The organism is Streptomyces sp. NPDC017943 (genome assembly GCF_044328425.1).
GTDB lineage: Bacteria > Actinomycetota > Actinomycetes > Streptomycetales > Streptomycetaceae > Streptomyces > Streptomyces djakartensis_A.
Map to the genome: position 1 here is coordinate 1 of NZ_JBIRHH010000050.1, position 5,178 is coordinate 5,178.

The 5,178-nt window shown below is 66.4% G+C and carries 8 protein-coding genes; 6 read left to right on the plus strand and 2 right to left on the minus strand.

The window, feature by feature from the left end; genetic code table 11:
• The first annotated feature begins 513 nt into the window (after positions 1-513).
• The 4 genes from ACH4C6_RS35760 (at position 514) to ACH4C6_RS35775 (ending at position 2,945) form a co-directional block, all read left to right on the plus strand.
• A complete protein-coding gene (locus ACH4C6_RS35760) occupies positions 514-1,008 on the plus strand; it encodes a hypothetical protein (RefSeq protein ID WP_398112761.1) in 495 nt (164 codons plus the stop codon).
• On the plus strand, positions 1,005-1,967 hold the full coding sequence (locus tag ACH4C6_RS35765; RefSeq protein WP_398112762.1) for a hypothetical protein: 963 nt from the start codon (positions 1,005-1,007) through the stop codon (positions 1,965-1,967). The genes ACH4C6_RS35760 and ACH4C6_RS35765 overlap by 4 nt, the downstream gene beginning before the upstream one ends.
• Before the next feature lie 472 nt (positions 1,968-2,439).
• A complete protein-coding gene (locus ACH4C6_RS35770; RefSeq protein ID WP_398112763.1) occupies positions 2,440-2,733 on the plus strand; it encodes a hypothetical protein in 294 nt (97 codons plus the stop codon).
• A gap of 23 nt (positions 2,734-2,756) precedes the next feature.
• Positions 2,757-2,945: a hypothetical protein gene (locus ACH4C6_RS35775; RefSeq protein WP_398112764.1), complete on the plus strand. Its 189-nt coding sequence runs from the start codon at positions 2,757-2,759 to the stop codon at positions 2,943-2,945.
• A 32-nt stretch (positions 2,946-2,977) separates the two neighbouring features.
• Here the strand turns inward: ACH4C6_RS35775 and ACH4C6_RS35780 are convergent, their stop codons facing one another.
• Positions 2,978-3,343 (minus strand): hypothetical protein, encoded by a 366-nt coding sequence (locus tag ACH4C6_RS35780; RefSeq protein WP_145830443.1) that lies wholly within the window; start codon positions 3,341-3,343, stop codon positions 2,978-2,980.
• A complete protein-coding gene (locus ACH4C6_RS35785; protein WP_381490899.1) occupies positions 3,340-3,603 on the minus strand; it encodes a hypothetical protein in 264 nt (87 codons plus the stop codon). The genes ACH4C6_RS35780 and ACH4C6_RS35785 overlap by 4 nt, the downstream gene beginning before the upstream one ends.
• Before the next feature lie 120 nt (positions 3,604-3,723).
• On the opposite strand from ACH4C6_RS35785, the gene ACH4C6_RS35790 reads away from it, so the two are divergent.
• Positions 3,724-3,873, plus strand: a complete 150-nt coding sequence (locus ACH4C6_RS35790; protein WP_398112765.1) for a hypothetical protein — start codon at positions 3,724-3,726, stop codon at positions 3,871-3,873.
• Between the two features lie 54 nt (positions 3,874-3,927).
• Positions 3,928-5,082, plus strand: coding sequence for a hypothetical protein (locus tag ACH4C6_RS35795; RefSeq protein ID WP_398112766.1), 1,155 nt, complete (start codon positions 3,928-3,930; stop codon positions 5,080-5,082).
• Positions 5,083-5,178 lie beyond the last annotated feature (96 nt).

The window sequence follows — 5,178 nt, forward strand, 5'->3', positions numbered from 1 at the left end:
CATCAGGCACAAGATCATCCGGCACTCGAAGAACTCTGCCGCCATCAAGCCCAACTCCCAAGCCCCACACGTCAACTCATTCTGAAACGATCAGTAAAACCGACCGCACCGAGTCCGCTCACGGGCTCCGATACGACCCGAGAATCTTCGGAGGCGTGAACATCGCCTGAACCGCTACGCTGCCCGCCGCGTGCTCTGCCCACGCTCACGGCAGACGCGGTCGCTGGCACCAGACGCTCGTGCTCCACCGTCCACCGCGACCAGCCGCCGTCCGCCCGGCGGGCGGGTCGGCACGCGTACGCGGCCAGCCGCAGACAGCAGTTCACCGGCCCTTTAAGGCAAAGATCACACAGCCTGGCCCAACGCTGAATGCCACGAACCCGCGGGGGCGATACTCGGTCTGCCGCCTGACCACACATGATCGCGGCATGAGCGGCGGAGATACCGCGCTGGATAAAGAGGGGGGATCCAGCGGCCGCGACGGAACGCGACCTGCACGAGGAACACCGGGCCATGACCTCGGACCTGGCCGCGCGGCACGCTCGCGTCAAAGAACTCGATTTCGACGACGCGGAGTTCGACGGCCAGTACACCGCCATGGTGCAAAGAGCCGAGGAACTCCTCGCGTTCGAGCAGACGCTGCCGACCCGGCTGGCCGAGCCGCAGCGGCTGCGGAGCGCGAAGATCGTGCGCTGGTCGTGGCGAGGTCAGACCGCAGTGTCCATCACGCTCATCACCGCCGTCCTCGTCCTCGACCGCACTGCCTGGTGGCTTCTGCTGCTCATACCCCACGTGCTGGCCACGCTGCTGGGGTGGTCGATCAAGGTGACGGTCCAGCAGCACAAGCAGCAACGCGTGATCGCCTTCGCTCTGCACGCCCTGTGCGTACTCGTGATCCTTGTCGCCCTGGGAGTGCTGTCCGCCTGGTGGATCATCGCCGTCCTCATCGGCTGGGCCTTGATCGGCGGAGCCTGTGCAGATGCTCCACAGCAGGGGGCGAAGAAGTGACCGAGGACCTCGACCGCCGCCTGCGGGATACCGACCGCCGCCTCCGCGATCTTGACCAGCGAATCGACGACCTCGACAGCGAACACCAGAGCCTGAAGAGCAAGTTCGGCTATACCGAGGACCTCGACTACGAGCTGCGCGACATCCGCAGCGACATCTCCGGGTGCGACGACAAGATCGACAAGGTTGAAGAGGAGCTGGGCGACCGCATCGAAGACACAGAGCAGGCCATCAAACGCCTCACGCAGCACGTGCGGCTGCTCGACGGCCAGCTCAAGGTCTCTGGAGGAGTGCCCGCCGCGGATCTGGACACCTACACCAAAGACCAGCACGCCCTCGCCCGCACCATGCTGAAGGGCTGGAACGCCCGTAGCCTGCTCCTGGGCGACCACGACCGCCACACCCACCAGGTGCGCGTCCGGCACCACCGGGAAACAGCCGACAGGCACCGGACAGCGCTCGCAGCAGTCGTCGACGCTACCGGCGCCTTCACAGCCAGCCGCTACGGCACCACCGGTCATTCCGAGGCCGCGGGTCGGCTCCGCACAGCAATCGCCGAAGAGGCAAGACTTCGCCAGAACCTTGCCCGACAGGCCCCACATGCAGAGGCGTCCGCGACCGCCCTGGCGAACGACGCCTCGGCCCGCGCGGACAAACAGCCAGCGATGTCGGCCGGCGACCGCGCTGAGAAGCGCCTCACGATGGCTTTGCGTAGCGGCCTGGCTGACGCCGTCAGCAGCCGCGCACTGCTGCCCGCCTGGTTCGTTACCGTCCTCGGAGCAGCACCACCCGCGCGAGCAACGGACCAGTGGCTGGAGACCGCCACCCGCGTCCTGCTCTACCGCCTCACCTACGACATCACCGACCAGGTCGTCGCCCTCGGCCCCGAGCCCTCGGACGCCGACCGGCATCGCCGCAGCTGGTACGAACAGCTACGCAAAGACCTACGGCGCTGGTGAACAGCTCGTGGCCCCCACGTCCCGAAGGGTGACCATGCTCCGCTACGCCACCCACTCCCAGCTTTCTGGCCACTTCGACCGCTGGATCGGCCCGCTGTGCGGCGTTTGGCCCGATGGCCACGACGACTGGTGCACCCTCCTCGGCACTGCGCAAGATCGCCTGCAGCCGGTTCTGCGATCCTTCGAGGCCGACCCCTGCCGACGTGCTGCGCACCTGCTTGCGCGAGCGTCCGCAAGCAACGGAGATTCGAAGAATGCCGACTCCCCTGGAAACCCTGGGTGCCGCGGAGGCGATCGCCGACCAGGCCCGTATCACGGCCGGCCAGGAGTGACTCGTCGGTCTCCGTTCGGCCAACGCGGCTGCTGGCAGCGAAACCGGTTACGTCGGCTGGCGGTTGGAAGGTGCGATGCCAGGCGTAGAGGAGAATGGGCAAGGCACAGACCGCTCGCGGCGCCGGTGAGGAGAAGAGTGTTGGATCTGCAGGCCGGTGTAGGCGTCTACCAGTTCGTTCGCGACCGACAGGACGATCTCCGGGACGAACAACACCCGGATGGCCACGACGCGTACGTCCAGTCCTGGCGCGACGCTCACGAACTCAGCCAGGAGTTCGCTACTGCGGTTCACGCGGGCAACACCGACGAGGCCCGCCGCCTTCTCAACGCGCTCATGGCCATGGCCGACCAGTGGAAGAGCCACCCTGACTTCCCCGCCGCAACCCGCGCCGTCCGCGCTGTGCACGACGCGGACACCCCAGCGGAACGGTGATCATGAAGGGTTCATGGTTTCTCATGTCGGGCGCACTCGTCGTCATGCTGCTCCTCACGCCCCTTGTGATCCGCCTTCGTATCACTTCGTGGACTGTGGGGTGGCTGGCCATCCTGCTGGGCTCCATCGCCGTGATGGCCCTGCTGGGTCTGACGGCACGCCTCACCGATACGGATGGCCGGCCGACGCTCGTTGATGACCTGGATCCCTGACTCGATACGGACCGCGTGAGAAGCCTGCTCGATCAGCTCGTCCAGGTCTTGATCTGAGCGGCGACCTCCCGCACCGGTAGACCGTCCCGGGCGGCGCGGGCCAGCGGGAGAACGGTGTCCAGGCCAGGGCCCACCGGCATCCCGCACGCCGACAGGTAGGCCGCGGTCACCGTGGCCGCGAACAGCAGATTCCGCATCTCCAGGCTCGGGTTTCTCGCCAGCTCGCACAGCAGCGCCGCAGCCTTGTGATGAGGCTCGGGGTAGACCTCGCGGTCAAGGATTTCCGCCCGGTGACGTGCCTCCGCCGCGACGGGGACGCCGTAGTCGACAACCTGCGGATCCCCCGGAATCTGCTGCGCCACTGCCAGGATCCACGCGAGGTCGATGCGGAGGTTCACGCGGCGTCCCTCGGTGCCGTCTCCGCCGGAGTGTCCGGGAGGCCGGGGTACCGGTCCTCACCGACTTCCGCATCGAACACGTCCGTGTACGCGGCCAGGAACGATGCGGCGCCGGCCATGAAGGCCGCGCGGGACTGATTCACGTCCGCCTCGATCAGGTCGGCCACGTACCCCTGCAAGCTCAGGCCCCGGCGCTTGGCCCGGTCCTCGGCGGCTGCTTTGACCTCTTCATCCAGGCGGATGTTCGTCTGCTTTCCCATGCCAGCAACTGTAGCTATGTGCTGGTACCAGTGCATAGCAAATGGGGACGTCGGCCCGGGACCGGAGCGGTGGTGAGATCATTCCGGGGGCAAGTGGGACGGGCGCGCCGGAGGGGCAACATGATCGACCTTGAAGAGCGCGTGAACCGCGTGTTCAATCCGGACCTGCGTCCCCTCGTCAGCGAGGCGTACCGGTGCTACGTCTCCGGCTCGGCCCGCGGCGCGATCGTCCTGACCTGGACAGCTGTCTGCGCCGACCTCATCGCCTAGGCCCAGATCCTCCATGAGGAGGGCGAGAGCCACGCGAAGGACCTGGTTGCCGATGTGGAGCGAGCGCAGGGCAGTGCGGAGTCCGAAGCGATTCCGATCATGCTCGCCCTGAAGAAGACTCTGCTCGACACGGCGGAGAAGCTCGAGCTGATCGACTTCACCCAGCGCAAGCAGCTGGAGCGGATCCGCGACGACCGTCACCTGTGTGCACATCCGTCCATCCGTCCCCTCGGCGAGCTCTACGAGCCGACGATGGAGTACGCCCGCGCCCACCTCGTGGCCGCGCTGGAGGCCGTTCTCATCCATCCTCCGAGCCAGGGCCGCAAGATCGTCGGCAGCTTCCTCAAGCACGTCGTAGACCCCGGTTTCGTCTACGACACTGAGTACCTCACTCACACCTTTTTCGACCGCGTTCGTCCCAGCGCCAGGTCCAAGGTCGTCGAGGCCGCGGCCAAGTTCGCTGTCCTCGCGATCGAAGACCCCGCGATCAAAATCAAACCGGAGAAGTTCGCCGACCGGATGGCCAAGTGCCTGCGCAGTTTCGCCGAACGCGATGCCGACCTCGTCAAGAAGGCCGTCGCCAAGCAAATGGCCCGCCTTGAGACGGCCGAACCCTCCGTCCAACTTCAGGCACTCGGTCGGCTCGGCGACCTCCCCGCCTTCTGGGCCTCCCTGGGCATTCCCGTGCGCAATCTCCTGAACGCGAAGATCGAGACGATCGGGAACCGGGCGCCGTACAAAGAGATCACCACCGCCGAGGCCCAGGCCCTGGCCATGGTCGCCCACCCCGAGCTCCGTGCGACGCTCCCCGCGCTCATCGAAGCGTTCTCCAAGCTCTGGTACATCCCCCGCGCAGACATCATCGCGCAGCGCCCCGACCCCTACTTCACGCCGTTCCTTCCGGCCCTCCTCAAGGACGTGGGCTCCTTTGACCGCGGGCAGGAAGTTGCGGAGAAGGCCGTCCTTCCGTGCGCAGGCTTCCTGAGCCTGCCGGAGTTGGAGCAAGTCCTTACGGAGTGGAACGACAACGACCAGTGCTGGGGGCGTGCCATGCCCGGCTACCTCGTCGAGCTCTACACCCTCACGAGCCACCTCGGCGAGGGGCGTAGGCGCCTGTGGACGCCGATTCTGGAAGACGTCCGAGGAGACGAGCGGGTCTTCAACCTCATCGCCTCCGGCATCGGATCGACCGAGGCCTCCAGCACCTGACGGCTAGGTCGTGTCTCTTTGATGGGTTGATCAGTTGATCGGATGTGCCTGTCCGATTGATGATCACCGATGCGATGTGGGACCGGATCGAGCCGC